The sequence below is a fragment of the Mycobacterium cajalii genome, from assembly GCF_045809005.2.
GTDB lineage: Bacteria > Actinomycetota > Actinomycetes > Mycobacteriales > Mycobacteriaceae > Mycobacterium.
This window is the reverse complement of sequence record NZ_CM141436.1, coordinates 5,055,603-5,080,170: the sequence shown is the minus strand read 5'-3', so window position 1 is coordinate 5,080,170 and position 24,568 is coordinate 5,055,603. Positions and strand designations below refer to the sequence as shown.

Here is a 24,568-nt window from a genome sequence, read left to right as displayed (position 1 = left end):
TTGTCGAGAATTGGCGTGTCGGTCGTTGTCGCGTGCACGGCACTGGCGCTGGCCGGCTGTGGCGGCCACCCCGATCCCGGGCCGCTGTCGGCCATGGTCAGTCCGGCCATACCGCCCAGCGTCCAGGAGATCCCCAATCCGCTGCGCGGCCAGTACGAGACTCTGCTGAACCCTCTTTTCCCGCAAGCAAACCCCGCGCAGCAGCGGTATTCGGGGTGGCCCGCGTCCTATGACGCCAGTCTGCGCGTGTCGTGGCGGCAGTTGCAGCCCACCGATCCGCGCACTCTTCCGCCGGACGCTCCCGACGACCGCAAGTACGACTTCGGCGCCATCGACGACGCGCTGACCAAGCTGGCGAACCGCAACATGCGGCTGATCCTCGGCGTGTACGCGTTCAGTTCCTGTTGCGGGAGCTCCTACCCCGACAACACGAACATCGCGATCCCCGACTGGATGCGCCCCGCGGCCACCTCCTACCCCGGGCGGCCGAACGGCTCCGCGCCCGGGGTGACGCAGGTGGTGCCGAACTGGAACGACGCCGGCTACCTGGACGCGTTCACGCAGCTCCTGGGCGCGCTCGGCCGCCGTTACGACGGCGACGAGCGGCTCAGCGTGTTCGAGTTCTCCGGATACGGCGACTTCGGGGAGAACCAGATCGACTATGTGCGCGACGCGCTGGGGGCGCCGGGGCCGGCCCCCGGCGACAGCATGGCCGCACTGGGCTACTACAGCCAGTCCCGGGATCAGAGCATCACCGCCACGGCCATCCGGCGCCTGGTCGAGGCGAACGTGGCCGCGTTCCCGCACACGCAACTGGTGGTCGCCCCGCAGAATCCCGAGATCGTGCGCCAGCTGCTCGCCGACGACGTCACCAGGAAGCTGTCCGGGCCGGTGGGCATCCGGTCGGACTGCCTGGGCGTGCAATCGCCGCTCCCGTCGTGGGCGGACTCCGGCGACTCCCATTACGTCCAGACCGGGGATGCCGTGGTTGCGGCGCTCAAGCAGCGGCTGGTCTCCGCGCCCGTGATCGCCCAATGGTGCAAGCTGCCCGACGGAACCGACCCACGGTCCTACTACGAGAAGGGCCTGCACGACGTGGTCAGGTATCACGTGTCGATGACGTCGAGTACCGGCTTCCCCGACCGCGACTCTAGGACGGCGATGGATCATGGCCTGTATCTGCTCTGGGCGCAAGCCAATTCGTCCGCTGGTTATCGCTATTCGGTCGAGGCCCAGCCGGGGTCGCAATCCGTTCGCGGCGCCGTGGCCAGCATTTCGGTCGCCTGGACGAACTATGGCTCGGCGGCCGCCACCGAGCACTGGGTTCCCGGTTACCGGCTGGTGGACTTCACCGGGGCGGTGGTGCGGAGCCTGCCGGCGACGGTCGACCTCAAGACCCTGGTCCACGACGACTCCAGTCAATCGCGAGAGGAGGCGGTGCCGGCGTCGTCGACCGAGTCCGTTCACGTGGACCTGACCGGCCTGGCGCCGGGGCACTATACGCTGCGTGCCGCCGTGGACTGGCAGCAGCACAAGCCCGGCGGCTCGCACGTGGTGAACTACGCGCCGATGGCGCTGGCCCGCGACGGCCGCGACGGGTCGGGAATGTATCCGATTGCCACCCTCGACATTCCGCGCGAGGGCACGACTCCGGGCGGCAACGGCTGATCACTCGCGCCCGCTGATCGAGCGAGTGCACCCCGAAGGGGCTCTCGATCGCCTTATCGCCGGCGAAGCTGCGGCGTAGCGGGGTGCGGCACTGCACGCCAGACGGTGCGCCGCACCGACGCTGGCCGAAACTATCAAACACATGCATAATGCGTATACATACGCGGAGTATGTTATAAAATCCACAACCAACTACAAGTTATTGCAGCAGGGAGCTTTGGTCATTACCGTTGAAAAGCAGGGCATTAGGGCATACTGCCAACCTCAGAAGCGGCTTGAAGGCGTCCAATGCGCCGGTGAGCGCCTGCTGCCAGCGTGGCCCGCCGACGAGGGCATCGTGTACCAAAAGGCGGTCGGTGCTCGGCGGGGCCGGTGCCAATCCGAGAACCGCCGTTTGCGCAGTGGTCGCCCCGCCGACGGGCCGGCATAGTGTCGCCTCCCCGTCCCATGACGGACAGCGCGCCGGACGGGCGCGCGGACGCTACTCGGCGGCAGATCTTGCGAGCCGCCTCACATCAGTTCGCGCAGCGGGCCTATCACGACGTCGGCCTCGACGACATCCTGACCGAAGCCGAACTGACGAAGGGCGCGATGTATTTCCACTTCCGTTCCAAGCTGGCGCTGGCCGTCGCGATCATCGAGGACCAGACCGTCGCGGGGACCGTCGCCGTGGAAGACCTGCTGTCCCGCAACCTGTCGGGCCTCGAGACGCTGATCGACTTCTCCTACCGGCTGGCCGCCCAGGACACCCAGATGGACAGGGTCAGAGCGGGGCTGAACCTGCTCGAGTCGGTCGGGCGGGCCGAGGGGCTGCAGGAGCGACTGTTCGACGGCTGGGTTCAAGCCCTCTCGGTGGTCGTCCAGAAAGCGATCGCCGACGGTGATGTCGACAAACGCTGCAGCCCGTGCGATGTGGGCAGGCTCATCGTGTCGCTGCACATGGGCCTGCGGCAGACCAGCAACCTCGACGAACCCGAGCGGTTCCTGCTCGACCTGGAGAAGAGCTGGTCGCTGGTGCTGATCGGCATACTGCAGCCCGATAGGATCGATTACTTCAACCAATTCGTCAGGCGGCGTACGGCGCTCGCCATCCAGTCCCGCCTGGGTGGGGTCGAGTCGAATTGAACGACACGGCGAATCCACCCGATCGAGACCTTCGCTAGGCTAAGTTGCTAGGCTTGGGTCCTTTGCAGCGAGAGACGAGACGCCGAGATTCGGAATCTCTGCAGATTCGCGGAACTCCGGAGGTGTAGGAGCGATGGCGCGCCAGGTTCGATCCGAAGCCACCCGCCGGAAGATTCTCGATGCCGCGATCGACGTGTTCGGGGATGTGGGCTACGCCGCCGCCGCCTGGGGCACGATCATCGAACGGACGGGGATGACGAAGGGGGCCCTGTACCACCACTTCGATTCCAAGGAATCGCTGGCGTCGGCGATCATCGACGAGGGATCGGACACGCTGTTGGGTGCGTTCCGCAACGTGTGCGGGGCCTCGTCGCCGGCGCTCGAGAACATGATCCACGGTACGTTCACGATCGCGAACGTGGTTCGGTTGGACAAGACGGCCCGTGCCGCCGAGCAATTGACCTGTGCCTTAAGCGGATTCAACGACGCTGCGGCCAGCTTCTGCACGGGCCTGGTGGAGCTGATGTCCGCCGAGGCGCAACGGGCAACCGCCGAAGGGGACCTTCGGTCAGACCTCGACCCGGTGGAACTGGGCGAGTCGGTCGTCGGTTCCATGTTCGGAACCCGCCTGCTTTCCAGCCTGGTTCGTGCCGAAGGCCGCGACGAGGACCTCATCGGGCGAACGGGCCGGATGTGGCAGTTGCTGCTCGTCGGCATCGTCGACGAGGCCGCGCTGGCGTACTTCCGCCAATTCCTCGCCCGTGAGGCGCTGCGTCACGCGCAGCCGGATGCTGCCGCCGTCGACGCCATGGTGGCCGAAGCGACCTAGGGGCAGGCTACGTGGGTTCGGAAACGGGCTGGTAGCGCGGGAACACCCCCGCCGGCGCCGGCAGCACCGTGCCGGGGACCAGCCGGGAGCCGATGGCGGCGAAATGCCGTTGGTCTTCGCCCTGCCCGAGCAGGTCCAGCAGCTTTCCCGCCGACTCGGGCATGACGGGCTGCACCAGCAGCGCCGCGATGCGGACCGCCTCGCACGTCGTGTACAGGACGGCCCGAAAGCGCGCCCGGTCCGCCTCGGATTCGCTCTTGCGCAGCACCCACGGCTGCTGGGCCGAGAAATACCTGTTGGCCTCGCCGAGCATCAGCCAGATCGCCTCCAGGGCCGAATGCATCGCCTGGGAGTCGAAACCGGCGCGCACCCGCTTCAGCAGGCCGTCGGCCATCGTCAGCAACTCGGTGTCGGCGGCGCTCGGCTCGCCGGGCTCCGGGACGACGCCGCCCAGGTTCTTGGCGACCATCGACAGCGAGCGCTGGGCCAGGTTGCCCAGCTCGTTGGCCAGGTCGGTGTTGATCCGGGTGACGATGGCCTCTTCGGTGTAGTTGCCGTCCTGGCCGAACGGGACCTCACGCAAGAGGAAGTAGCGGACCTGGTCCACCCCGAACCTCTGCGCCAGCGCCACCGGGTCGACGACGTTACCCACCGACTTGCTCATCTTCTCGCCGCGGTGGTGCAGGAACCCGTGCGCGAAAACCCTTCGGGGAAGCTCGATCCCGGCCGACATCAGGAACGCCGGCCAGTAGACGGCGTGAAACCGGATGATGTCCTTGCCGATCATGTGCAGATCCGCCGGCCAGTAACGGCCGAACAACTCCGCGTCGGTGTCGGGAAAGCCCGCGCCGGTCAGGTAGTTGGTGAGCGCGTCGACCCAGACGTACATGACGTGGTCCGGATCGTCGGGCACCGGCACCCCCCAGTCGAAGGAGGTTCGCGAGATCGAGATGTCTTCCAGCCCACCGGAGACGAAGCTGACCACCTCGTTGCGCCGCACCTCGGGGGCGATGAAGCCGGGGTTGGCGTCGTAATGGGCCAGCAACCTCTCGGCGTACGCCGACAGCCGGAAGAAGTAGGACTGCTCCTCGGTCCAGATCACCGCGGCGCCGGTTTCGGTCGCCACGCGGGTCCCGTCCTCGAGCAGCTGCGTCTCGGCCTCGAAGAAGAACCGTTCGTCGCGCACCGAGTACCACCCCGAGTAGTTGTCGAGGTAGATGTCGCCGGCCGCCGACATGCGCCGCCAGATCTCCTGGGAGGCCCGGTAGTGGTCGGGATCGGTGGTGCGGATGAACCGGTCGAAGGAGATGTTCAGCGCCTCCTGGACGCGCTGGAACACATCCGAGTTGCGCCGGGCCAGCCGTGCGGTGGGTACGCCGGCGGCCGCGGCGGCCTGTGCCACCTTCAGGCCGTGTTCGTCGGTCCCGGTCAGGAAGCGCACGTCGAAGCCGTCGAGCCGCTTGAACCGGGCGATCGCGTCCGTGGCGATGTACTCGTACGCGTGCCCGACGTGCGGAGCCGCGTTCGGATACGCGATGGCAGTCGTGACGTAGTAGGGCCTCATCGAGAGTCCACCCTATTGTGTGGCCGTGAGCTCTGACCGACCAGCCAAACGAGAGGCGCCGCCGCCGCCGGCGCCGTTGGCGCCCCTGATCGACGCGCACACCCACCTCGACGCGTGCGGTGCCCGCGACGCCGCGGACGTGGCCGCCATCATGGACCGCGCCGCCGCCGTCGGTGTGCAGGCGGCGGTCACCATCGCCGACGACCTGGAGTCGGCGCGCTGGGTGACCCGGGCCGCCGACTGGGACCCGCGGGTCTACGCCGCGGTTGCGCTGCACCCGACCCGCGCGGCCGCGCTGACCGACGCCGCCCGCGCCGAGATCGAGAAACTGGTGGCCCACCCCCGGGTGGTGGCCGTCGGCGAGACCGGCATGGACCTGTATTGGCCGGGGCGCCTGGACGGCTGCGCCGAGCCCGCTGCGCAGCGCGAGGCGTTCGCCTGGCACATCGACCTGGCAAAGCGGTGCGGTAAGCCGCTGATGATCCACAACCGGGACGCGGACGCCGAGGTGCTCGACGTGCTGGCGGCCGAGGGCGCGCCGGACGCGGTGATCTTCCACTGCTTCTCGTCGGACGCCGCGATGGCCCGCCGGTGCGTGGACGCCGGCTGGCTGCTGAGCCTGTCCGGGACGGTGAGCTTCCGCAATGCCCGCGCGCTGCGCGAGGCCGTTCCCCTGATCCCGTCCGAGCAGCTGCTGGTGGAGACCGACGCGCCGTTCCTGACGCCGCACCCGCACCGGGGCTCGCCCAACGAGCCCTACTGCCTTCCCTATACTGTTCAGGCGATCGCTGAGTTGGTGCATCGTCCGGCCGAGGAGATGGCACAACTGACCACGAGCAACGCTCGTCGGGTCTACGGGCTGGGGCCCGGCGTGGGTTCCCGTTTCGGAGATTGACGAAACGGACACGCGCCCCGGAGTTGCTCAACAGTGGCCGGTTCGTTACCGTCTTGTGATCATACGGGTGGGCCTCTGGGCCCATTTGTCATTTCAGGTGTCAGGTGAATTAGGTCGTTGAAGTGCTTACTGAGGTCGGGGTAGACGCGCGTTGAGTGTTTTGACAAAACTTCATCAGAATCAATCACCGATGTTGCGGCTGGTAGTCGCAGGGCTGCTGTTGGTAGTCGCGGCCGCGGGCGGGATCGCGGTTTCCGCATGCAAGACCGTGACGCTGACCGTCGACGGAATCGCGATGAGGGTGACGACGATGAAGTCGCGCGTGATCGACATCGTCCAGGAGAACGGCTTCGCCGTCGCCGAGCGCGACGACCTGTATCCCGCCGGTGAGGTGAAGGTCCACGACGCCGCCAACATCGTGTTGCGCCGCAGCCGCCCGTTGCAGATCTCGCTGGACGGACGCGGCTCCAAGCAGGTGTGGACGACGGCGTCGACCGTCGACGAGGCGCTGGCCCAGCTGGCGATGACCGACACCGCGCCGGCCGCCGCCTCGCGCGGCAGCCGGGTTCCGCTGGCCGGGATGGCGCTGCCGGTCGTCAGCGCCAAGACGGTCCAGATCAACGACGGCGGCACGACGCGCACGGTGCACCTGCCGGCCGCCAACGTCGCCGGGCTGCTGGGCGCCGCCGGTGTCCCGCTGGCCGACAGCGACCAGGTGGTGCCGCCCGCGACCGCGCCGATCGTCGACGGCATGCAGGTCGAGGTGACCCGCAACCGGATCGAACGGGTCACCGAGCGGATCCCGCTGCTGCCGCCCGCCCGCCGCGTCGAAGACCCGGACATGAACATGAGCCGCGAGGTCGTCGAGGATCCCGGCAGCCCGGGCATGCAGGACGTGACGTTCGCCGTGGCCATGGTCAACGGTGTCGAGACGGGCCGGCTGCCCGTCGCCAATACCGTCGTGACACCGGCCCGGGAGGCCGTGGTGCGGGTGGGCACCAGACCCGGCACCGAGGTGCCGCCGGTCAGCGACGGGTCCGTCTGGGACGCGATCGCGGGCTGCGAGGCCGGCGGCAACTGGGCGATCAACACCGGCAACGGGTACTACGGCGGCGTGCAGTTCGACCAGGGCACATGGGAGCGCAACGGCGGCCTGCGGTTCGCGCCCCGCGCCGATCTGGCTACCAGGGAAGAGCAGATCGCCGTTGCCGAGGTGACGCGGCAGCGCCAGGGCTGGGGTGCGTGGCCGGTATGCAGTGGTCGGGCGGGTGCGCGCTGACGATTAGGCTGCTCGGCCGCACCGAGATCAGGCGGCTGGTCAGAGAGCTCGAGTTTCGGCCCCGCAAGTCCCTCGGCCAGAACTTCGTTCACGACGCCAACACGGTGCGGCGGGTGGTCGCGGCCTCCGGGGTCGGCCTGTCCGACCACGTGCTGGAGATCGGCCCCGGTCTCGGGTCGCTCACGCTGGCCCTGCTCGACCGCGGCGCCACCGTCACGGCCGTGGAGATCGACCCAGTGTTGGCCGCCCGGCTACCGGGGACGGTGACCGAGCACTCCAACAGCGAAATCCACCGGCTGACGGTGCTGAACCGCGACGTGCTGACCCTCGAGCCCGGCGATCTGCCCGCCGAGCCCACCGCGGTGGTGGCCAATCTGCCTTACAACGTCGCGGTCCCGGCCCTGCTGCATCTGCTCGCGGAATTTCCGTCCGTCCAGGTCGTGACGGTGATGGTGCAGGCCGAGGTGGCCGAGCGGCTGGCCGCCGAACCGGGCGGCAAGGACTACGGCGTGCCCAGCGTCAAGATGCGCTTCTTCGGCCGGGTGCGCCGCTGTGGCATGGTGCCGCCGACCGTGTTCTGGCCGATTCCCCGCGTCTACTCCGGACTGATCCGCATCGACCGGTACCCCGACCCGCCGTGGCCGACCGACGCCGCCTTCCGGCGGCGCGTCTTCGAACTGGTGGACGTCGCCTTCGCTCAGCGGCGCAAGACGGCCCGCAATGCGTTCGCCGAATGGGCGGGCTCGGGCAACGAGTCGGCGAATCGCCTGCTGGCCGCGAGCATCGATCCCGCGCGCCGCGGCGAGACTCTGTCCGTCGACGACTTCGTCCGCCTGCTGCGGCGCTCCGGGGGCGCCCCGGGCAGCGGTCCGGGAGCCGCGGCGCCGCAACTCCCCGGGCCCGCCCCCGCGGGCTGAGTCGCGCGTCGCCAGGCGGCGTCATGGCGTGTGGTTGGGCGGTGGCAGCGATAGTCTGCTGCGGTGGCTGACGTGACCGACGATGTCTGAGGGCAATACCGCCGCGCAGTGGGTTCCGACGGGTTCGGTCACCGTTCGGGTGCCCGGCAAGGTCAACCTCTACCTGGCCGTCGGCGATCGCCGCGCGGACGGCTATCACGAGCTGACGACGGTGTTCCAGGCGGTCTCGCTGATCGACGAGGTGACGGTGCGCAACGCCGATGTGCTCTCGCTCGAGCTCGTCGGCGAGGGCGCCGACACGCTGCCCGCCGACGAGCGCAACCTGGCCTGGCGGGCGGCCGAGCTGATGGCCGAACACGTGGGCCGGGCTCCGGACGTCTCGATCCTGATCGACAAGACCATCCCGGTGGCCGGAGGCATGGCCGGCGGCAGCGCGGACGCGGCGGCGGTGCTAGTCGCGATGAACTCGCTGTGGGAGCTGGGCGTGCCCCGCCGTGACCTGCGCATGCTGGCCGCCCAGCTGGGCAGCGACGTGCCGTTCGCACTGCACGGCGGCACCGCGCTGGGCACGGGCCGCGGCGAGGAGCTGGCCACGGTGCTGTCCCGGAACACCTTCCACTGGGTGTTGGGGTTCGCCGACGCCGGGCTGTCCACTCCGGCGGTGTTCGCCGAGCTCGACCGGCTCAGGGCCGCCGGGGACCCCCCCCGACTCGCCGAGTCCGGCCCGGTGCTGGCGGCGCTGGCCGCGGGCGATCCCGCCGGGCTGGCACCGTTGCTGGGCAACGAGATGCAGGCGGCCGCGGTGAGTTTGCAGCCGGCCCTGCGGCGTGCGCTGCGCGCCGGGGTGGAGGCCGGCGCCCTAGCGGGCCTGGTGTCCGGCTCGGGCCCCACGTGCGCGTTCCTGTGCGCCTCGGCGAGCTCGGCGGTCGACGTCGGCGCCCAGCTGGCGGGGGCGGGCGTGTGCCGCACCGTGCGCGTCGCCAGCGGCCCGGTGCTCGGCGCCCGCGTGGTGCCGGCGCCCACCGAGGTGTGAGATCAAACCGAAACGCCGCAAGAGTTTGGAGGTTACTTAAGAGGAGTTTAAGATGACTCGCGGTGACCTACAGCGGTAAGCAGAACCCCTTCATCCGGTCGTCCGCCCTGCGCGTGGGCGGACGGGCTGCGGCCGCGCGCGGGGTCGTCCCATCACCGCTTCGAGACCTAACCGCTGCCCAACTGTGCTCGCGCGCCTGCTACCACGTGGCGTTCGGCGAGCGGACTATGGAATTCCGGGCCCTGGGTGAAGTGCCGGAACCGAGGAGGCTTCTGTGAGCAGGTTTACCGAGAAGATGTACCGGAACGCCCAAACCGCGACGACGGGCATGGTCACCGGCGAACCCCACGAACCCGTCCGGCACACCTGGGGCGAGGTTCACGAGCGGGCACGTCGCATCGCGGGCGGTCTGGCCGCCGCCGGCATCGGCCTCGGCGACGCGGTGGGCGTGCTCGCCGGCTTCCCGGTGGAGATCGCCCCGACGGCGCAGGGCCTGTGGATGCGTGGGGCCAGCCTGACGATGCTGCACCAGCCCACGCCGCGCACCGACCTGGCCGTGTGGGCCCACGACACGCTGACCGTCATCGGCATGATCGAGGCCAAGGCCGTCATCGTCTCCGAGCCCTTCCTGGTGGCCATTCCGGTGCTCGAGGAGAAGGGCGTCAAGGTCCTGACCGTCGCCGACCTGCTGGCGTCGGACCCGACCGACCCCGTCGAGGTCGGCGAGGACGACCTGGCGCTGATGCAGCTGACGTCCGGATCCACCGGTTCGCCCAAGGCCGTCCAGATCACCCATCGCAACATCTACTCCAATGCCGAGGCGATGTTCATCGGCGCCCAGTACGACGTCGACAAGGACGTCATGGTCAGCTGGCTGCCCTGCTTCCACGACATGGGCATGGTCGGGTTCCTGACCATCCCGATGTACTTCGGCGCGGAGCTGATCAAGGTCACGCCGATGGACTTCCTGCGCGACACGCTGCTGTGGGCCAAGCTGATCGACAAATACAAGGGCACCATGACCGCGGCGCCCAACTTCGCCTACGCCCTGCTGGCCAAGCGGTTGCGCCGCAACGCCAAGCCGGGCGATTTCGACCTGTCCACGCTGCGTTTCGCGCTGTCCGGCGCCGAGCCGGTCGAGCCGGCCGACGTCGAGGACCTGCTGGACGCGGGCCGCCCGTTCGGGCTACGGTCCTCGGCGATCCTGCCGGCCTACGGCATGGCCGAGACGACGCTGGCCGTCTCGTTCTCGGAGTGCAACGCCGGCCTGGTCGTCGACGAGGTCGACGCCGACCTTCTGGCCGCGCTGCGCCGGGCCGTGCCCGCCAGCAAGGGCAACACCCGGCGGCTGGCCACGCTCGGTCCGCTGCTGAAGGGCCTCGAGGCCCGCATCGTCGACGACGACGGTAACGTGATGCCCCCGCGCGGCGTCGGTGTCATCGAACTGCGGGGCGAGTCGCTGACGCCCGGCTACCTGACTATGGGCGGGTTCATCCCCGCCCAGGACGAACACGGCTGGTATGACACCGGCGACCTCGGCTACCTCACCGACGAGGGCCACGTCGTGGTGTGCGGCCGCGTCAAGGACGTAATCATCATGGCGGGCCGCAACATCTACCCCACCGACATCGAGCGTGCCGCCGGCCGCGTCGACGGGGTGCGGCCCGGGTGTGCGGTCGCGGTGCGCCTGGACGCCGGCCACTCCCGCGAGACGTTCGCGGTCGCCGTCGAGTCCAACGCGTGGCAGGACCCGGCCGAGGTGCGCCGCATCGAGCACCAGGTCGCCCACGAGGTGGTGGCCGAGGTCGACGTCCGGCCACGCAACGTCGTGGTGCTGGGCCCGGGCACCATCCCGAAGACCCCGTCGGGCAAGCTGCGCCGGTCCAACTCCGTCACGCTGGTCACCTAGGCCGCGCGAGCGAGCTACCAGGCGTGGACCCGGTTCTGCGCCGCCTCCAAACCCATCTGGACGAGCAGTTCGGTCGCGTCGGCGGCCTGCTCGCAGATCGTGGGGACTTCGGCGCGTTCGGTGCTGGTGAAACTCTCCAGCACGAACGCGGCGGGGTCCTTGCGCCCGGGTGGGCGACCGATCCCCACGCGCACGCGCTGGAACTCCTTGCTCCCCAGCGCGGCGGCCACCGAGCGCAGCCCGTTGTGGCCGCCCTCGCCGCCGCCGACCTTGAGCCGGATGCGGCCGAAGTCCAGGTCGAGGTCGTCGTGGATGACGACGACGTCGGCCGGGGCCACCGAGTAGAACTTCGCCAATGGCCCGACCTGCCGCCCGGACTCGTTCATGTAACAGCGCGGCTTGGCCAGCAACACCGAATGCCCGCCCAGCCGGCCGCTGACCACTTCCGCGCCGGAACGCTTGTGCGCCTTGAACGTCGAGCCCAGTCGCGCGGCCAGCAGGTCGACAACCATGAACCCGACGTTGTGTCGGGTGCGCGCGTAGTTGTCCCCGGGGTTACCCAGGCCGACCACGAGTAGCGGTTCGGCCACGTCCGGGGCCGCCTACTCGCCGGCTTCTTCTTCGACCTCGGCCCCGGCCGCCTCGGGCTCGGCGACTTCGCCGCCGCCCTCGCTCTCCAGCTCCTCGGCGGTCGGCGCGTTTACCACGTGGGCCACCAGCAACTCGGGGTCGGAGATCAGGTTGACGCCGGCCGGCAGCGGGATCTGCCCGGCGGTGATCTGGGTACCGGGTTCGGCGCCCTCGACGGACACGGTCAGCTGCTCGGGGATCGAGGAGACGTCGGCTTCGATTTCGACGCTGTTGACTTCGTGCCGCACCAGGGTGCCGGGCGCGGCATCGCCCTGCACCTCGACGTTGACCTCGACGACGACCTTCTCGCCGCGACGCACGACGACCAGGTCGGCGTGCTGGATGGTGCGGCGGATGGGGTGCACGTCGAGCGCCTTGGTCAGGGCCAGCTGTTCGGTGCCCTCGATGTCGAGGGTGAGGACGGCGTTGGTGCCCGCGTGGCGCAGCACGGCCGCGTAGTCGTGGCCGGGCAGTTCCAGGTGCTGCGGGTCGGTGCCGTGACCGTAGAGAACGGCCGGGATCCTGCCTTCGCGGCGGGCTCGCCGGGACGCGCCCTTGCCGGTCTCGGTCCGCCTCGTGACCGCCAGTTGATTGGCCGGTGCCTTAGCCATGATGTCGCTCCTGTGTGCTCGTTACCCAGTTCCAGGGCACGGCCAGGGTCGCGACTTGATGAGTCGGTCTCCGTCGATAACGGGGCCGGTTCGCCAGCCACCCTCGCCGTGACGCCCGGCCAGGTTAGCGCATCTGCGCCTCAGAGCGGAAATTTGACGCCGGTGAGCTGCTCGGAGAGGTCCCACAGCGCGGTGGCCGTGGCTGCATCCCGCGCCCGGCGGCTGCGCCCCACGGGCTGCGTGCGGCCGAGGTAGCCGAACCGGGGGCCGACGAACGTGTCGCCCGGCAGGTCTTGAGACGCCGCGTACAGGGTCTGCCGGGCACCGAAGTCGGCGTCGGTGGCGACCACCCGGGTGGCGGCCGACATCACCGCGTCGCCCAGCTTGCGCCCGGTGGCCCCCTGCAGGTTGGTGTGCGAGTAGCCGGGGTGCGCCGCCAGGGCACGCAGCGGCGACCCCGCCGAGTCGAGGCGACGCTGCAGCTCGCTGGTGAACAGCAGGTTGGCCAGCTTCGACTGGCTGTAGGCCAGCCACGCCGAGTACCGGCGGTTCTTCCAGTTCAGATCGTCCAGGTCGATGCGGCCGGGCCAATGCGCCATCGAGGACACGGTGACCACGCGGTCGGTGAGCCTGGGCAGCAGCAGGTTGGTCAGCGCGAAGTGGCCGAGGTGGTTGGTGCCGATCTGGCTCTCGAAGCCGTCGGCGGTCAGCGCGTACGGCGCGGCCATGATGCCGGCGTTGTTGATCAGGACGTCGATTTTGTCGACTCCGTCGGCGAACCGGCGAACCGACGACAGATCCTGCAGGTCGAGCCGGCGCACCTCGACCGCGCCGGGAATCTCCTGCGCCGCGGCCTCGCCCTTGGCGGTGTTGCGGACGGCCATGACGATCTCGGCGCCCCTGCGGGCCAGCTCGCGGGCCGTCACCGCCCCCAGCCCGCTGTTGGCGCCGGTGACGACGACGGTGCGTCCGGCGAACGAGAGAAGGTCTGCTGCGGTCCAGTCGGCCATGGCTAACTACCTTACGGCCGGGATCACTTCGTCGCGACGACGAAGCCGTGGATGATCGCCTCGATGTCGGACGACTCCGCGACCGCCCGGTCGGCCAGGCTGGTGACGGTGAGCTGGACCAGGTAGCGCTGATTCGCCGGTGGCGGACCGGTGGGGAACACCACCCGGTTGTAGCCGTGCAGCCGTACGCCGCCGGCGACGTAGCTGCCCTGGATCATCGACGACGGAAAGCCGTTGAAGTCCGCCGTCGAGGCGTCCAGTTGCTTGAAGTCGCGGGCCATCTGGGCGTCGGCGTTGCTGTGCTTGACCGCTTCGGCGGGGTTGAACTCGCCGCGCAGTTTGAACACCATCAGCATAGCCATCGGATACTCACCGCCCTTGGAGATCGTCTCCGTGCCCGGCGTGGCCTTGGGATCGTTGAACGGCGCCCAACCCGGCGGCGTGGGAATGGACACCGTCAGGTCGGTGAGGGTGTCGGGTGCCACCTGCTGGCCGGCGACGCCGATGCTCTGCAAGTACTGCGACAGGGGGACGGCGTTCGCGGCCGTCGTGGTGGCGCTGGTGGTCGAGGTGGTCGACAGGATCGAGCGGAAGTCGGTGGGCTTCGGTGCGCAGGCCGCCGCGGCCGGCGCCAGGGCGACCACCGCGAGAAGCCGGATCGCCCGTGCTCTCACAGAATCTCGCGGACCGCGTCGATCGGCCGGGCGAGCCGCGTGCCCTTCGCCGTGACGACGAACGGCCGCTCGATCAGGATGGGGTATTGGGCCATGGCGTCGAGCAACCGGTCGTCGGTCGCGTCGGCGAGGCCCAGTTCGGCGTGCAGCGCTTCGCGCTTGCGCACCGCGGTGCGCACGTCGATGCCCGCCTCCCGGATCATCGCCGCCAGCTCCTCGCGCGACGGCGGGTTCTTCAGGTACTCGACGATCGTCGGTTCGAAACCGTTGTCCGCCAGCAGCTCCAGCGTCTTACGGGATGTGCTGCACCGGGGATTGTGGTAGACGGTGGCTTTTTTCGCCTCGGCACCCATCTAGGCGTCCCCGTCGAAAAGTCCTGTGACTGAGCCGTTCTCGAAGACGGCGCGGATGGTGCTGGCCAGCAGCGGCGCGATGGACAGCACGGTCAGCTGCGGGAACCGCTTGTTCTCGTCGATCGGGAGCGTGTTGGTCACGATCACCTCGCGGGCGCCGCAGCCGGCCAGCCGTTCGGCGGCCGGGTCCGAGAGCACGCCGTGGGTCGCCGCGATGATCACGTCGGTGGCGCCGTCGTCGTGCAACAGTTTGACCGCGCCGGCGACGGTGCCACCGGTGTCGATCATGTCGTCGATCAGCACGCAGGTGCGGCCGGCCACCTCGCCGACCACGCGGTTGGACACGACCTGGTTGGGCACCCGCGGGTCGCGAGTCTTGTGGATGAACGCGAGCGGAGCCCCGCCGAGCGCGTCGGCCCACTTCTCGGCGATGCGCACCCGGCCCGAGTCGGGGGAGACCACCACCATGTCGCCGCCGGGATAGTTGTCCTTGATGTAGGCGGTCAGCAGGTGCTGGCCGCGCATGTGGTCGACGGGTCCGTCGAAGAATCCCTGGATCTGGTCGGTGTGCAGGTCGACGGAGACGATCCGGTCGGCGCCCGCGGTCTTGAGCAGGTCGGCCACCAGCCGCGCCGAGATCGGCTCGCGGCCGCGGTGCTTCTTGTCCTGGCGGGCGTAGGGGTAGAACGGCATGACGGCGGTGATCCGCTTGGCACTGCCCCGCTTGAGCGCGTCGATCATGATCAGCTGTTCCATCAGCCAGGTGTTCACCGGCATCGGGCACGACTGCAGGACGAACGCGTCGCAGCCGCGCACCGACTCGTTGAACCGCACGAAGATCTCGCCGTTGGCGAACTCCCGCGCGACCTGCGCGGTGACGTGGACGTCGAGCTCTTTGGCCACCTGCTCGGCCAGCTCGGGATGCGCACGGCCGGAGAAGAGCATCAGGTTCTTGCGGTTATCGGTCCAGTCGTGGCTCACGGTGCTGCCCCCGCCGTTCGGGATCGAATTGGAAGAAGCCCCATCGTACGTAGCGAGGGGGACCGAGATGTGGACGGGTTGCCAGGAAACGAACTCACCGTGTCTATTCGGGCTCGGATGTCTGACCGGTGCGGGCGGCGGCCTCGTCCGCGGCCCGCGCGGCCGCGCTGCCGGGCCGCTTGCGCCGCACCCAGCCTTCGATGTTGCGCTGCGGCCCCGCCGAGACCGCCAGCGCCCCCGGCGGGACGTCTTCGCGCACCACGGTGCCGGCGCCGGTGTAGGCGCCGTCGCCGACCGTCACCGGGGCCACGAACATGGTGTCCGACCCGGTGCGCACGTGCGAGCCGATGGTGGTGCGCCGTTTGGATTCGCCGTCGTAATTGACGAACACGCTGGACGCGCCGATGTTGCTGTGCTCGCCGATCTCGGCGTCGCCGACGTAGGTCAGGTGCGGAACCTTGGTGCCGGCGCCGATCGTGGAGTTCTTGACTTCGACGAAAGCGCCCAGCTTGCCGTCGGCTCCCAGCACGGTGCCGGGCCGCAGATACGTGTAGGGCCCCACCATCGCGCCGTCGCCGATCGAGGACTCCGAGCCGTGGGTGCGCACCACCGACGCGCCGTCACCGACGCTCACGTCGGTCAGCGTGGTGTCCGGGCCGAGGACGCAGCGCCCGCCGACCCGGGTGCGGCCCAGCAGCTGGGTCCCGGGCTGGATGACGGTGTCGCGGCCGATCGTGACGTCCACGTCGATCCAGGTGCTGGCGGGATCGACGACCGTCACACCGGCCATCTGGTGGGCGGCGACGATGCGGCGGTTGAACTCGGCGCCCAGTTCGGCGAGCTGGACACGGTTGTTCACCCCGGCCACCAGCGCGGCATCGTCGACGTGCCGGGCGTGCACGGCCCGGCCGTCGCGGCGCAGGATGGCGACGACGTCGGTGAGGTAGAGCTCCTGCTGGGCGTTGTCGGAGCTCAGCCGGCTCAGAGCCCAGCGCAACGCCCCGATGTCGAAGGCGTAGACGCCCGCGTTGACCTCGTGGATCTCCCGTTGGGACGGTGTCGCGTCGGCGTGCTCGACGATCGCCGTCACCTCGTCGTCCTGGGTGCGCAGGATCCGCCCGTAGCCGCTGGGATCGCCGATCGTGGTGGTCAGCACCGTGACCGCGGGCTGGTATTCGAGCCCGGCCGCGCCGTGCGCGGCGACCAGGTCCGCCAGGGTGTCGGCGTCCAGCAGCGGCGTGTCCCCGGAGGTGACCACGACGATGCCGGCGTACTCGTCGGGCAGGGCGGCCAGCCCGCACAGGGTGGCATGCCCGGTGCCCAGCGGCCGGTCCTGCAGCGCCACGTCGATCGGGCGCCCGAAGCTCTCGGCCAGCTCGGCGACCTGCGGTTCGATGCGCTGGTGGTCGTGGCCCAGCACCACGACCAGGTGCCGGGGCGCCACCTTGGCGATCGCGTGCAGCGAATGCGCCAGCATGCTGCGCCCGGCGATCGTGTGCAGCACCTTGGGGGTGTCCGACCGCATGCGGGTGCCGGCTCCGGCCGCCAGAACCAGGACCGCGATGTCACCACGAAACGACATGAACTCTCCTAGAACCCTCGGCGCGCGAGCCGCGGGTGCCTCCCGCTCGCGAGCGTGCGTGTCTGTGCCGCGACACGCCGTCAAGCGTGGCATTTCGTGCACGCTCGCGGCAAAGGGCGGGGGCTTTTCGGGGCTCCGTCGCCAGGACTCGAACCTGAACTATCTGAACCAAAATCAGAGGTGCTGCCGATTACACCACGACGGACCGCACACCGCGGCGACCACACGAGACCGCGCCCCCCAAACTCTAGACAATGTGGGCACCGGTTGTGGAACCGAGCCAAACGCCGCCGTACGCGGGACCGGCAAACCGATACGCTGATCGGCGTGGCTGTGCTGGGCACCGAGCCGGACAAACCGGACAAAGAGGTGCGGTCGCCGCGCGCGCGGATGACCGGCAGCGAGCGCCGCCATCAGCTCATCGGGATCGCACGCTCGTTGTTCGCCGAACGCGGCTACGACGGCACCTCGATCGAGGAGATCGCCCAGCGGGCCAACGTGTCCAAGCCGGTGGTGTACGAGCATTTCGGCGGCAAGGAGGGCCTGTACGCCGTCGTGGTCGACCGCGAGATGTCGGCGCTGCTGGACGGCATCACCTCCTCGCTGACCAACAACCGGTCCCGGGTGCGCGTGGAGCGGGTGGCGCTGGCGTTGCTCACCTACGTCGAGGAACGCACCGATGGCTTCCGCATCATGATCCGCGACTCACCCGCATCGATCAGTTCGGGCACCTACTCCAGCCTGCTCAACGACGCCGTCAGCCAGGTCAGCTCCATCTTGGCCGGCGACTTCGCGCGCCGCGGCCTGGATCCCGGGCTGGCCCCGCTGTACGCCCAGGCGCTGGTGGGCTCGGTGTCGATGACGGCCCAGTGGTGGCTCGACACCCGCGAGCCCAAGAAGGAAGTGGTCGCCGCGCATCTGGTGAACCTGATGTGGAACGGCCTGACCCACCTGGAAGCCGACCCCAGGCTGCAGGACGAGTAGGGATTGCCGGCCGGGCCGTCACCCGGTCAGTGTCACATCGACCGCGACGACGGGCCGGGGAAAACGCTCCGCGGCGCAGGCCTCGTCGAGCGCGTCCTCGATGACGGCGGCCAACTCGTCCACACCGGGTTCCGCAACACCCGCGACGTACGGGCCGGCCTGGTCACCGCCCACATGCACTTCGGTCAGCATGACGCCGTGCCGGGATCGGGCGTCGGCCATGGCGGCGACCGTGCGGCGCAGCGCCTCGCCGTAGCAGGCCGGGGCGCCGGCCCCAGAACCCCCGGAATTCGGCCGGCAGTGCAGGCCCACCAGGTCGAAGGTGAGACGCGCCGCCCCGCGCCGCGCCGGGCCGGCGACGTGGGGGATCTCGTGGGGCGAGTCCAGCACGATGCGGCCGACACCGGCGCCCACCGCGGCGCGCAGGTCATCGGGCGACCCCACATGCACGACGATGCGTGCCGGTTCCGTCCCCGCGGCGAGGGCAACCGCCAGTTCGCCGCTCGATCGGACGCCGATGCCGAGGCCGGCTGCGCGCGCCCAGCGCGCGACGCCGATCGTCAGCGGCGAACGGCCGCAGTGGACGACGCGCGCACCCTTGAACGCTCTGCGGCAACGGCGGGCGCGATCCCGGAAATCGGCCTCGTCGGTCACGCGGGCCGGGACGTGGAGTCTGGCACCGGACGACAGCGGGGACCCCACGTGAGCGATGGCGGGCAGGATGTCCAGCAATGTCATGGCTCCAGCCTGCGCGCGCTGATTCAGTGCGCGCGGCTTTCCTTACGACCCTTTGACGGTGCGGGGCCCGATCTTGACGGCCTCCGGCGGCTTCCCGCGCCGCCCTTAGAATGGATTCATCATGACCGCACCGGGGCCTGCTCGCCCAGAAACCCCGATCGCCGGGCTTGTCGAATTGGCGCTCACCGCGCCGACTTTCCAGCGGTTGATCGACAGCGCGGCCGCTGCCCCCGCCGAACTGAGGCTGGCCGGCCCGGCCGGAGCACGGGTGTTCGTGGCCGCCGCGCTGGCGCGGCGCGGCCCGCTGCTGGTGGTCACCGCGACCGGTCGGGAAGCCGACGACCTCGCGGCCGAACTGCGCGGCGTGCTGGGCGACGCGGTGGCGGTCTTCCCGTCCTGGGAGACCCTGCCGCACGAGCGGCTCTCGCCGGGCGTCGACACCGTCGGCGCGCGGTTGACCGTGCTGCGGCGGCTGGCCCATTCCGACGACGCGCGGTTGGGCCCGCCCCTGCAGGTGGTGGTGACCGCGGTGCGCTCGCTGCTGCAGCCGATGACCCCGCGGCTCGGCCTGATCGAACCCGTCACCATGGCCGTCGGCCAGGAAATCGCGTTCGAAGACGTCGTCTCCCGGCTGGTCGAGCTGGCCTACAGCCGGGTCGACATGGTGGGACGTCGGGGCGAATTCGCCGTGCGCGGCGGGATTCTGGACGTCTTCCCCCCGACGGCCGAGCACCCGGTGCGCGTCGAGTTCTGGGGCGACGAGGTCAGCGAGATGCGGATGTTCTCGGTCGCCGACCAGCGGTCGATCCCGGAGCTGGAGGTCGACACCGTCATCGCGGTCCCCTGCCGCGAACTGCTCCTGACCGAGGAGGTCCGGCAGCGCGCCGCCGCGCTGGCGGCGCGGCACCCGGCCACCGAGCCCGACGTCGCCGGCGGCGGCGTCGGCGACATGCTGGCCAAGCTGGCCGAGGGGATCCCGGTCGACGGCATGGAGGCGCTGCTGTCGGTGCTTCGGCCCGGCGAGGATGGCGCCCATGCGCTGCTGACCGACCAGCTGGCCCAGGGCACGCCGGTGCTGCTGTGCGACCCCGAGAAGGTGCGCAGCCGGGCCGCCGACCTGATCAAGACCGGCCGGGAGTTCCTCGAGGCGTCGTGGTCGGTGGCCGCGCTGGGTAGTGATGCGCCCGTCGACGTCGAGCAGTTCGGCGGATCCGGCTTCGCCGAACTGGACGACGTGCGCGACGCGGCGGCGCGGCGCGGTCATCCCTGGTGGACGCTGAGCCAGCTGTCGGACGAGTCGGCGATCGAGCTGGACATCCGGCCCTCGCCGTCGGCCCGCGGGCATCAGCACGACGTCGACGAGATCTTCGGGATGCTGCGTGCCCACGTCACGGCCGGCGGCCACGCGGTGGTGGTCGCGCCCGGGACCGGGACGGCCCACCGCGTGGTGGAGCGGCTGGCCGAGCACGAAGCGCCCGCGGCGATGCTGGACTCGGGCGAGGCCCCCAAACCCGGTGTCGTCGGGGTGCTCAAGGGGCCGCTGCACGAGGGCGTCATCGTCGACGGCGCCAACCTCGTCGTGATCACCGAGACGGATCTGACCGGCAGCCGGGCCACCGCCGTCGAGGGCAGGCGGCTGGCGGCCAAGCGGCGCAACACCGTCGACCCGCTGGCGCTGACGGCCGGTGACCTGGTGGTGCACGACCAGCACGGCATCGGGCGGTTCGTGGAGATGACCGAGCGCACCGTCGGCGGGGCCCGCCGGGAGTACCTGGTGCTCGAGTACGCCTCGAGCAAGCGCGGGGGAGGCTCCGACAAGCTCTATGTCCCGATGGATTCGCTGGACCAGCTGTCGCGCTACGTCGGCGGGCAGGCGCCGGCGCTGAGCAAGCTCGGCGGCAGCGACTGGGCCAACACCAAGACCAAGGCGCGCCGCGCGGTGCGCGAGATCGCCGGCGAGCTGGTGTCCCTGTACGCCAAGCGGCAGGCCAGCCCCGGCCACGCGTTCGCCCCGGACACCCCGTGGCAGGCCGAGATGGAGGACGCGTTCGGTTTCACCGAGACCGTCGACCAGCTCACCGCCATCGCCGAGGTCAAGGCCGACATGGAGAAGCCGATCCCGATGGACCGGGTGATCTGCGGTGATGTCGGCTACGGCAAGACCGAGATCGCTGTGCGCGCGGCGTTCAAGGCGGTGCAGGACGGCAAGCAGGTCGCCGTGCTGGTGCCCACGACGCTGCTGGCCGACCAGCACCTGCAGACGTTCACCGACCGGATGGCCGGCTTCCCGGTGACCGTGAAGGGGTTGTCGCGGTTCACCGACGCCGCCGAGTCCCGGGCCGTGATCGAGGGCCTGGCCGACGGTTCCGTGGACGTCGTGATCGGCACCCACCGGCTGCTGCAGACCGGGGTGCGCTGGAAGGACCTCGGGCTGGTGATCGTCGACGAGGAGCAGCGGTTCGGCGTCGAGCACAAGGAACACATCAAGTCTCTGCGCACCCACGTCGACGTGCTGACCATGAGCGCCACCCCGATCCCGCGCACCCTGGAGATGAGCCTGGCCGGGATCCGGGAGATGTCGACGATCCTGACGCCGCCCGAGGAGCGCTATCCGGTGCTGACCTACGTCGGCCCGCACGACGACAAGCAGGTCGCCGCCGCGTTGCGACGCGAGCTGATGCGCGACGGGCAGGTGTTCTACGTGCACAACCGGGTCAGCTCGATCGACCGGGTCGCGGCCCGGCTGCGCGAGCAGGTTCCCGAGGCGCGGATCGTCGTCGCGCACGGGCAGATGCCCGAGGAGCGCCTGGAACGCACGGTGCAGGGCTTCTGGAACCGCGAATACGACATTCTGGTGTGCACCACGATCGTGGAGACCGGGCTGGACATCTCCAACGCGAACACGCTGATCGTCGAGCGCGCCGACACCTTCGGCCTGTCCCAGCTGCACCAGCTGCGTGGCCGGGTGGGGCGCAGCCGGGAGCGGGGCTACGCCTACTTCCTCTATCCGCCGCACACGCCGCTGACCGAGACCGCCTACGACCGGTTGGCGACGATCGCGCAGAACAACGAGCTCGGTGCGGGCATGGCGGTCGCCATGAAAGACCTCGAGATCCGCGGCGCCGGCAACGTGCTGGGCGTCGAGCAGTCCGGGCACGTCGCCGGGGTCGGGTTCGACCTCTACGTGCGGCTGGTCGGCGAGGCCGTCGAGGCCTATCGCGCCGCGGTGGACGGCCAGACGGTCACCACCGCCGAGGAGCCCAAGGACGTGCGGATCGACCTGCCGGTGGATGCGCACCTGCCGCCGGACTACATCGGCAGCGACCGGCTCCGGCTGGAGGCCTACCGGCGGCTGGCGGCGGCCACGGACGACGCGGTGATCGCCGCGGTCGTCGACGAGCTCGTCGACCGCTACGGGGCGCTGCCCGAACCCGCCCTGCGGCTGGTGGCGGTGGCGCGGGTCCGATTGCTGTGCCGCGCCGCCGGGATCACCGAGGTGTCGGCGCCTTCGGCTTCGGTGGTGCGGTTGTCGCCGGTCACGCTGCAAGACTCCGCCCAGGTGCGTTTGAAGCGCATGTACCCGGCGGCGAGCTACCGCGCCACGACTGCCACCGTGCAGGTCCCGATCCCCCGGGCCGGCGGCTCTCGAAGTTCGGTCGGCGCGCCGCGCATCCGCGACGTCGAGCTGCTGCAGATGGTCGCCGACCTGGTGACCGCCCTGCAGGGGAAATCGCAGGTGAAGATTGGTATAACGAGTCCGTGATCGTCGTGTTGTTCGACCCGCGCCGCCCGTCGCTGGTGCCCGTCGAAGCCGTGGAGTACCTCCTCGGCGAGGTGCAGTACACCGAAGAGATGCCGGTCGCGGTCCCGTGGTCGCTGCCCTCGGCGCATCCGGTCGGCATGGGAGACGACGCGCCGGTGTTGCTGTCGTCCGACCCCGACCACCCGGCCGTCACCGCCCGGCTGGCCGCCGGGGCCCGGCTGATCTCGGCCCCGGAGACCCCCCGCGGCGAACGCCTCGTCGATGCCGTGGCGATGATGGACAAGCTGCGCACCGCCGGGCCCTGGGAGGGCGAGCAGACCCACGACTCGTTGCGCCGCTACTTGCTGGAGGAGACCTACGAGCTGTTGGACGCGGTCCGCAGCGGTGACGCCGACCAACTGCGCGACGAGCTCGGCGATGTGTTGCTGCAGGTCCTCTTCCACGCCCGCATCGCCGAGGAGGCGCCGCAGCACGCGTTCACCATCGACGACGTCGCCCTGGCGCTGACGCGAAAGCTCGGCAACCGGGTGCCGGGAGTGCTAGCCGGCGAAGCGATCTCACTCGAGGACCAGTTGGCCCAGTGGGAGGAGCGCAAGGCCGCCGAGAAGCCCCGCAGTTCGGTCATGGACGACGTCCACACCGGTCAGCCGGCGTTGGCGCTGGCGCAGAAAGTGATGCAGCGCGCGCAGCAGGCGGGGCTGCCCGCCGACCTAATTCCCGTCGAGGTCACCTCGGTCGTCGTGTCGGCCGACATCGACGCGGAAAGCGCGCTGCGCACAGCGGTTCTGGGTTTCGTGGACACCGTCCGCGTCGTCGAGCGGGCGATCGCCGCCACCCGGCGCGGGGACGCCGTTCCGGAAGAGCTCGACGTGACGCCGCTGGGCGCGGTGACCGAGGAGGAGTGGCGCGCTCACTGGCCGTCGACCGTCTCGGCGGTCGCCGAAGCCGTCGAGGGGTAGCCGGACGGTCGTGGTGGACGTCGGTTTTTCGCGCCGGCCGCATATTTCGCTCAGCGACCTCGGCAACGTTCGCCATTTCCCGCTTTATCGCCGGCTATCGTGGCACGTGAGGCGATAATTCCAATGGTTTTCGAAGGCGCTGCATTGCTAGCCGATATTGCCGGCAGCTAATCGACAATTCGCCGGAATCGGTTTCTTGGAGAGGTGTCGCTGCCTCGAAATCGCCGAGTGCGCCGCAAACGCGTGGGACGATGAACAAGAGGAAGTTGATCAAGGGGAGTTGCAGGGGAGCGTGGTGTCGCCGAGGCGTTGGATGCGTGCGGCCGCCGTGATCGGTGCGACCGCGATGCTGCTGGCGTCGAGTTGCACGTGGCAGCTCAGCCTGTTCATCCCCGAGGGCGTGCCACCCCCGGCGGGGGCTCCGGTGCCGCCCGTCGACACCCACGGCGGCGGCCGGCCCGCCGACCAGTTGCGCGACTGGGCCGAGCAACGCTCGGGGACATTGGAGATCCCCGTCATCGCACTGGAGGCCTACGCCTATGCCGCCCGCGTCGCCGAGGTCGAGAACCCGAAGTGCCACATCTCGTGGACCACGCTGGCGGGGATCGGCCAGGTCGAGAGCCACCACGGCACCTACCGGGGTGCGACGCTGTCCGCTAACGGGGATGTGAGCCCGCCCATTCGGGGTGTGCGCCTCGACGGCACCGGCGGCAATCTGCGCATCGTGGATGCCCAGGAAGACGTCACCGACACCGACGGCGTGGCGCGGGCGATGGGTCCGATGCAGTTCATCCCGGAGACGTGGCGGTTGTACGGCGTCGACGCGCACAACGACGGGGTCGTCAGCCCCGACAACATCGACGATGCGGCGCTGGCCGCGGCGGGTTACTTGTGCTGGCGCGGCAAGGATCTCGCGACCCCGCGCGGGTGGGTCACCGCCCTGCGCGCCTACAACAACTCCGGCGTGTACGCGCGGGCGGTCCGGGACTGGGCGACCGCCTACGCGGCGGGCCACCCGCTATAGCAGGATGTATCGCTGAACGCGAAGCGATGTGCAGCACCGG

20 protein-coding genes, 1 tRNA gene and 1 pseudogene are annotated in these 24,568 nt (G+C 69.8%); 12 read left to right on the top strand and 10 right to left on the bottom strand.

The annotated features are described in order from the left end of the window. The first annotated feature begins 15 nt into the window (after positions 1-15). From ACJ512_RS24045 to ACJ512_RS24035, 3 genes are all read left to right on the top strand, one after another. Positions 16-1,668, top strand: a complete 1,653-nt coding sequence (locus ACJ512_RS24045) for a hypothetical protein (RefSeq protein WP_369737255.1) — start codon at positions 16-18, stop codon at positions 1,666-1,668. A 447-nt stretch (positions 1,669-2,115) separates the two neighbouring features. Further along, positions 2,116-2,793, top strand: coding sequence for a TetR family transcriptional regulator (locus ACJ512_RS24040; protein ID WP_369737257.1), 678 nt, complete (start codon positions 2,116-2,118; stop codon positions 2,791-2,793). A gap of 133 nt (positions 2,794-2,926) precedes the next feature. Continuing rightward, positions 2,927-3,622 carry a TetR family transcriptional regulator gene (locus tag ACJ512_RS24035; RefSeq protein WP_369737258.1) on the top strand — a complete coding sequence of 232 codons (696 nt, stop codon included), beginning with the start codon at positions 2,927-2,929 and terminating at the stop codon, positions 3,620-3,622. Between the two features lie 7 nt (positions 3,623-3,629). On the opposite strand, the gene metG is transcribed toward ACJ512_RS24035, so the two are convergent. Continuing rightward, positions 3,630-5,186, bottom strand: coding sequence for a methionine--tRNA ligase (metG, locus tag ACJ512_RS24030; RefSeq protein ID WP_369737260.1), 1,557 nt, complete (start codon positions 5,184-5,186; stop codon positions 3,630-3,632). A 19-nt stretch (positions 5,187-5,205) separates the two neighbouring features. Between metG and ACJ512_RS24025 the strand changes: the two genes are divergently transcribed. From ACJ512_RS24025 to ACJ512_RS24005, 5 genes are all read left to right on the top strand, one after another. After that, entirely contained in the window at positions 5,206-6,081 is an 876-nt protein-coding gene (locus ACJ512_RS24025) for a TatD family hydrolase (protein WP_369737261.1), read from the top strand. Between the two features lie 151 nt (positions 6,082-6,232). Continuing rightward, on the top strand, positions 6,233-7,360 hold the full coding sequence (locus tag ACJ512_RS24020) for a transglycosylase family protein (protein ID WP_369737263.1): 1,128 nt from the start codon (positions 6,233-6,235) through the stop codon (positions 7,358-7,360). After that, complete coding sequence (gene rsmA / locus ACJ512_RS24015) at positions 7,333-8,277, top strand: 16S rRNA (adenine(1518)-N(6)/adenine(1519)-N(6))-dimethyltransferase RsmA (RefSeq protein ID WP_369741463.1); 945 nt, start codon at positions 7,333-7,335, stop codon at positions 8,275-8,277. The genes ACJ512_RS24020 and rsmA overlap by 28 nt, the downstream gene beginning before the upstream one ends. Before the next feature lie 82 nt (positions 8,278-8,359). After that, on the top strand, positions 8,360-9,310 hold the full coding sequence (locus ACJ512_RS24010) for a 4-(cytidine 5'-diphospho)-2-C-methyl-D-erythritol kinase (RefSeq protein ID WP_407685085.1): 951 nt from the start codon (positions 8,360-8,362) through the stop codon (positions 9,308-9,310). 274 nt (positions 9,311-9,584) lie between these two features. Then, entirely contained in the window at positions 9,585-11,219 is a 1,635-nt protein-coding gene (locus tag ACJ512_RS24005) for a fatty acyl-AMP ligase (protein WP_369737265.1), read from the top strand. Between the two features lie 14 nt (positions 11,220-11,233). Here the strand turns inward: ACJ512_RS24005 and pth are convergent, their stop codons facing one another. The 8 genes from pth to ACJ512_RS23965 form a co-directional block, all read right to left on the bottom strand. After that, positions 11,234-11,809: an aminoacyl-tRNA hydrolase gene (gene pth, locus ACJ512_RS24000; RefSeq protein WP_369737266.1), complete on the bottom strand. Its 576-nt coding sequence runs from the start codon at positions 11,807-11,809 to the stop codon at positions 11,234-11,236. Between the two features lie 12 nt (positions 11,810-11,821). Beyond that, positions 11,822-12,460 carry a 50S ribosomal protein L25/general stress protein Ctc gene (locus ACJ512_RS23995; RefSeq protein WP_369737267.1) on the bottom strand — a complete coding sequence of 213 codons (639 nt, stop codon included), beginning with the start codon at positions 12,458-12,460 and terminating at the stop codon, positions 11,822-11,824. Between the two features lie 140 nt (positions 12,461-12,600). Beyond that, on the bottom strand, positions 12,601-13,470 hold the full coding sequence (locus tag ACJ512_RS23990) for an oxidoreductase (protein ID WP_369737268.1): 870 nt from the start codon (positions 13,468-13,470) through the stop codon (positions 12,601-12,603). 23 nt (positions 13,471-13,493) lie between these two features. Next, positions 13,494-14,144, bottom strand: coding sequence for an LpqN/LpqT family lipoprotein (locus ACJ512_RS23985; RefSeq protein ID WP_369737269.1), 651 nt, complete (start codon positions 14,142-14,144; stop codon positions 13,494-13,496). Continuing rightward, positions 14,141-14,497, bottom strand: coding sequence for an arsenate reductase (glutaredoxin) (gene arsC / locus ACJ512_RS23980; protein WP_369737270.1), 357 nt, complete (start codon positions 14,495-14,497; stop codon positions 14,141-14,143). Before arsC ends, ACJ512_RS23985 begins: the two co-directional genes overlap by 4 nt. Further along, complete coding sequence (locus ACJ512_RS23975; protein WP_369737271.1) at positions 14,498-15,478, bottom strand: ribose-phosphate diphosphokinase; 981 nt, start codon at positions 15,476-15,478, stop codon at positions 14,498-14,500. It abuts the gene before it with no gap. A 103-nt stretch (positions 15,479-15,581) separates the two neighbouring features. Beyond that, on the bottom strand, positions 15,582-17,060 hold the full coding sequence (gene glmU, locus ACJ512_RS23970; protein WP_369737272.1) for a bifunctional UDP-N-acetylglucosamine diphosphorylase/glucosamine-1-phosphate N-acetyltransferase GlmU: 1,479 nt from the start codon (positions 17,058-17,060) through the stop codon (positions 15,582-15,584). A gap of 133 nt (positions 17,061-17,193) precedes the next feature. Then, positions 17,194-17,265 (bottom strand) — tRNA-Gln (locus ACJ512_RS23965). 185 nt (positions 17,266-17,450) lie between these two features. Here ACJ512_RS23965 and ACJ512_RS23960 point away from each other — a divergent pair. Further along, positions 17,451-18,044, top strand: coding sequence for a TetR/AcrR family transcriptional regulator (locus ACJ512_RS23960; RefSeq protein WP_369741464.1), 594 nt, complete (start codon positions 17,451-17,453; stop codon positions 18,042-18,044). Between the two features lie 36 nt (positions 18,045-18,080). On the opposite strand, the pseudogene ACJ512_RS23955 reads toward ACJ512_RS23960, so the two are convergent. Beyond that, positions 18,081-18,782: pseudogene (locus tag ACJ512_RS23955) on the bottom strand (diaminopimelate decarboxylase); the annotation flags it as partial. A 121-nt stretch (positions 18,783-18,903) separates the two neighbouring features. Between ACJ512_RS23955 and mfd the strand changes: the two are divergent. The 3 genes from mfd to ACJ512_RS23940 all read left to right on the top strand — a co-directional run bounded on the left by mfd (position 18,904) and on the right by ACJ512_RS23940 (position 24,528). After that, a complete protein-coding gene (gene mfd, locus ACJ512_RS23950) occupies positions 18,904-22,545 on the top strand; it encodes a transcription-repair coupling factor (RefSeq protein ID WP_407685086.1) in 3,642 nt (1,213 codons plus the stop codon). Beyond that, on the top strand, positions 22,542-23,504 hold the full coding sequence (locus tag ACJ512_RS23945) for a nucleoside triphosphate pyrophosphohydrolase (RefSeq protein WP_369737274.1): 963 nt from the start codon (positions 22,542-22,544) through the stop codon (positions 23,502-23,504). The genes mfd and ACJ512_RS23945 overlap by 4 nt, the downstream gene beginning before the upstream one ends. Before the next feature lie 295 nt (positions 23,505-23,799). After that, positions 23,800-24,528: a lytic transglycosylase domain-containing protein gene (locus ACJ512_RS23940; RefSeq protein WP_407685087.1), complete on the top strand. Its 729-nt coding sequence runs from the start codon at positions 23,800-23,802 to the stop codon at positions 24,526-24,528. The last annotated feature ends 40 nt before the right edge of the window (positions 24,529-24,568 follow it).

What these genes read in the sequence shown, in the direction of transcription:
- ACJ512_RS24040 (WP_369737257.1), top strand. Translation starts at nt 2,116, where the DNA reads ATGACGGACAGCGCGCCGGACGGGCGCGCGGACGCTACTCGGCGGCAG.
- ACJ512_RS24010 (WP_407685085.1), top strand. Translation starts at nt 8,360, where the DNA reads ATGTCTGAGGGCAATACCGCCGCGCAGTGGGTTCCGACGGGTTCGGTC.
- glmU (WP_369737272.1), bottom strand. Translation starts at nt 17,060, where the DNA reads ATGTCGTTTCGTGGTGACATCGCGGTCCTGGTTCTGGCGGCCGGAGCC.
- ACJ512_RS24035 (WP_369737258.1), top strand. Translation starts at nt 2,927, where the DNA reads ATGGCGCGCCAGGTTCGATCCGAAGCCACCCGCCGGAAGATTCTCGAT.
- ACJ512_RS23990 (WP_369737268.1), bottom strand. Translation starts at nt 13,470, where the DNA reads ATGGCCGACTGGACCGCAGCAGACCTTCTCTCGTTCGCCGGACGCACC.
- ACJ512_RS23995 (WP_369737267.1), bottom strand. Translation starts at nt 12,460, where the DNA reads ATGGCTAAGGCACCGGCCAATCAACTGGCGGTCACGAGGCGGACCGAG.
- mfd (WP_407685086.1), top strand. Translation starts at nt 18,904, where the DNA reads ATGACCGCACCGGGGCCTGCTCGCCCAGAAACCCCGATCGCCGGGCTT.
- metG (WP_369737260.1), bottom strand. Translation starts at nt 5,186, where the DNA reads ATGAGGCCCTACTACGTCACGACTGCCATCGCGTATCCGAACGCGGCT.
- arsC (WP_369737270.1), bottom strand. Translation starts at nt 14,497, where the DNA reads ATGGGTGCCGAGGCGAAAAAAGCCACCGTCTACCACAATCCCCGGTGC.
- rsmA (WP_369741463.1), top strand. Translation starts at nt 7,333, where the DNA reads ATGCAGTGGTCGGGCGGGTGCGCGCTGACGATTAGGCTGCTCGGCCGC.
- ACJ512_RS23960 (WP_369741464.1), top strand. Translation starts at nt 17,451, where the DNA reads ATGACCGGCAGCGAGCGCCGCCATCAGCTCATCGGGATCGCACGCTCG.